The sequence below is a fragment of the Streptomyces graminilatus genome (genome assembly GCF_001418565.1).
Lineage (GTDB): Bacteria > Actinomycetota > Actinomycetes > Streptomycetales > Streptomycetaceae > Streptomyces > Streptomyces graminilatus.
In genome coordinates this window covers 1-3,020 of record NZ_LIQQ01000056.1, presented here as the reverse complement: position 1 = coordinate 3,020, position 3,020 = coordinate 1, and the positions used below count along the sequence as shown (strand labels likewise).

The 3,020-nt window shown below is 66.5% G+C and carries 3 protein-coding genes; 1 reads left to right on the top strand and 2 read right to left on the bottom strand.

Translation table 11 applies throughout. The annotated features are described in order from the left end of the window. Positions 1-84 precede the first annotated feature (84 nt). Complete coding sequence (locus AOK08_RS06390) at positions 85-675, bottom strand: N-acetylmuramoyl-L-alanine amidase (protein ID WP_055524457.1); 591 nt, start codon at positions 673-675, stop codon at positions 85-87. Between the two features lie 232 nt (positions 676-907). Continuing rightward, a complete protein-coding gene (locus tag AOK08_RS06385; RefSeq protein ID WP_055524456.1) occupies positions 908-1,141 on the bottom strand; it encodes a hypothetical protein in 234 nt (77 codons plus the stop codon). A 271-nt stretch (positions 1,142-1,412) separates the two neighbouring features. Here AOK08_RS06385 and AOK08_RS06380 point away from each other — a divergent pair, with 271 nt between their 5' ends. After that, entirely contained in the window at positions 1,413-2,819 is a 1,407-nt protein-coding gene (locus AOK08_RS06380) for a family 2B encapsulin nanocompartment shell protein (protein WP_055524455.1), read from the top strand. The last annotated feature ends 201 nt before the right edge of the window (positions 2,820-3,020 follow it).

Below are 3,020 nucleotides of genomic sequence, written 5' to 3'. Positions count from 1 at the left end.
CCTTCAGGGCCGACAGCGGGGTCCGGGGGCGCAGCCCCCAGGTGCGGGATGGGAATGGGTAAGGGCGGCGGGGGCGAGGAAAAGCTACTTCAGACGATCCCGTACCCGATCCCTGAGCCACCCCATGCTGAACCCCCGAGGATCAACCTTCCCAGGCTGCCATTCACGGTGACCGATCACCGACCGTTCCGTCCAGCCGTGATAACGGCACACCGCCGCCGCAACCTTCTCGATCGCATCGAGCTGCACCTGCGGCCACGGATCCTCCCCGTCCCCGAGGTTCTCGCACTCGAAGCCATAGAAATGCCGATTGCCATCGGTGTTCGCCTCGTTTTCCAACGGCAGCGCCTTCTCGGCGATCACCGCACGCAGAACATCGTCGTCACCCAGCCCCGCATGGTTGGCCCTGCCATAGCCGACGAGATGCACCAGCCCGTCCTTGGTGATGACACCGTGGCACAGCGGGCCGGGCAGGTCGGCGTAGCCGTCGCGGCAGATCTCCACGGTGTGCGCGCTGCCCTCGGTCACCGTGTGATGGATCATCACGCCGTGGACCGGTCCCCAGGGACCCTTGTGATTGCGGTTGTGGTGGACCCAGTCGCCCACCTCGACGACGGTGACACCTTCTTCCCTGAGCCGGTCCAGGAAGTCGGCAGCGGACATGGGTGGGGCCATGACCGTCTCCTTAGCGCTGCGCGACGGTCACCGGTCGTGACCGTCTCGTACCGCAGCTTGTACCGGAATCCGACGGCTGGGGGCGAATTGTTCGTACACCGTGCGAGCCGATCCGGTCAGTAGCACCGATACAGCGCATATGGCGCGTACGGGCACGTAAGTCACACGCGTGCGTAAGGCGCCTACACACGTAAGGGCACGTACGTGCCCGACGCCACGTCACCGGTGGCCGTCAGTGGTGCAGGAACGAGTCCCCGTTCACCGCGATGTGGCTCTCCAGGGCCTGGAGAGCCCGCTGCGTCGCATCGGGGGTGCCGCTGCCGCGTCGCTCCGCGTAGTACGCCGCGCCCAGTTTCTTGAGGAGATCTCCGCCGGCCCGCTGCGCCTGCACCTCGTCGAGCTTCTGCTTGCCCTGCGTCAGGCCGCGCTGTGCCTGTTCCTTGGCGCGATCCAGGAAGCCTGCCATCGGTGTCTCCTCGCTCGTCGTCCGTCGGTGTTTCAAACGCCCGGACCGATCTTGAAGTTCCCCGGAGAGGCATTTCTCGTTCGCCGGGTCGAACGAGCTGGCGAAGAACCCCTATGTGCCCACTTCGGCGATGATCCATTCCCGCTCATTCGTGTAATAGCACTGACCCGTTCCGTGCGGAAGGCTGGAGCGCGCAGGCGTCCGGTGCGAAACGGGCCCGAAGGGGCTCGACGCGCCGGCGCATTACGCATTATCGGGAGGGCAGTTTTTTATGTCGGTAGGCGAAGAGATCCGCACGGAGCAGGAAAAGCCGCAGCAGAGTCTTGGTACTTCAGCCGCGCGGAACCTGGCCACCACCACCAAGTCGGTCCCCCAGATGCAGGAGATCAGCTCACGCTGGCTGCTGCGGATGCTTCCCTGGGTGAACGTGCAGGGTGGCGCATACCGTGTGAACCGGCGGCTCACCTACTCCGTGGGAGACGGCCGTCTGACGTTCGTGAAGACGGGTGACCGGGTTGAAGTGGTCCCCGCCGAGCTCTCCGAGTTGCCGGCCCTGCGGTCATACGAGGACGAGGAGGTGTTCGCGGAACTCGCCCGGCGCTGCCAGCAGCGGGAGTTCGCGCCCGGATCGGAGATCGCCTCCTTCGGCAGTACGAACGACGAGGTGTTCCTGCTGGCCCACGGCAAGGTCGAGAAGATCGGCACCGGCCCGTACGGGGACGACGCCGAACTCGGCATGCTGGCCGACGGCGCCTACTTCGGCGACCAGGCGCTCCTCGACCCCGACGCGCTGTGGGAGTACTCGGCCCGCGCGGTCACCTCATGCGTCGTGCTCACACTGTCCCGGCAGCACTTCGAGCAGGTCGCCGAGCGGTCCGACTCGCTGCGCGCGCATCTCCAGGCGCTGAGCGCGATCCCGGAACAGCACGCCAACAGGTACGGCGAGAAGCAGATCGACCTCGCGGCCGGTCACAGCGGTGAGCCGGACATCCCGCGCACGTTCGTGGACTACGAGGCCAAGCCCCGCGAGTACGAACTGAGCATCGCCCAGACGGTGCTGCGCATCCACTCCCGTGTGGCCGACCTCTACAACCAGCCGATGAACCAGACCGAGCAGCAACTCCGGCTCACGGTCGAGGCGCTGAAGGAGCGCCAGGAGCACGAACTCATCAACAACCGGGAGTTCGGACTGCTCAGCAACTGCGAGTACGACCAGCGGCTCCAGCCGCACGACGGCGTGCCCAGCCCCGACGACCTGGACGAACTGCTCAGCAGGCGGCGCGGGACCAAGTTCCTGCTGGCGCATCCGCGCGCGATCTCCGCGATCGGCCGTGAGATGAACAAGCGCGGACTCGTCCCCGAGACGATCGACATGAGCGGCAACCGCATCCCCACCTGGCGCGGTGTGCCGATCTTCCCGTGCAACAAGATCCCGGTCACCGAGGCCCGTACGACCTCGATCATCGCCATGCGTACCGGAGAGTCCGAGCAGGGGGTCATCGGGCTCCAACAGGCCGGTATCCCGGACGAGATCGAGCCCAGTCTGTCCGTGCGGTTCATGGGCATCAACGAACAGGCGGTCATCAACTACCTGGTGACGGCCTACTACTCGGCGGCCGTCCTGGTGCCCGACGCCCTCGGTGTGCTGGAGAACGTCGAGATCGGCCGCTGGCGATGACCCGGGCCCACGGCCAGGCCGAGACCATCGGGACTCTGGATCCGGAGAGGCGGCACCCCATCGGCAGTCCGGCGGAGAGGCCTTCGGAGAGAACACCGGAGTCCGGAGGACGGGAGCGGCCCGCCGTGGGCACAGGGCACGCGAAGCAGGGGGGCTCATCCCCCGTACATGTACGGGGGAAGGGGGAGGAGAGGGTGGCGT

Excerpts from the sequence above, each read along its gene's own strand:
- AOK08_RS06390 (WP_055524457.1), bottom strand. The coding sequence starts at position 675 with ATGGCCCCACCCATGTCCGCTGCCGACTTCCTGGACCGGCTCAGGGAA.
- AOK08_RS06385 (WP_055524456.1), bottom strand. The coding sequence starts at position 1,141 with ATGGCAGGCTTCCTGGATCGCGCCAAGGAACAGGCACAGCGCGGCCTG.
- AOK08_RS06380 (WP_055524455.1), top strand. The coding sequence starts at position 1,413 with ATGTCGGTAGGCGAAGAGATCCGCACGGAGCAGGAAAAGCCGCAGCAG.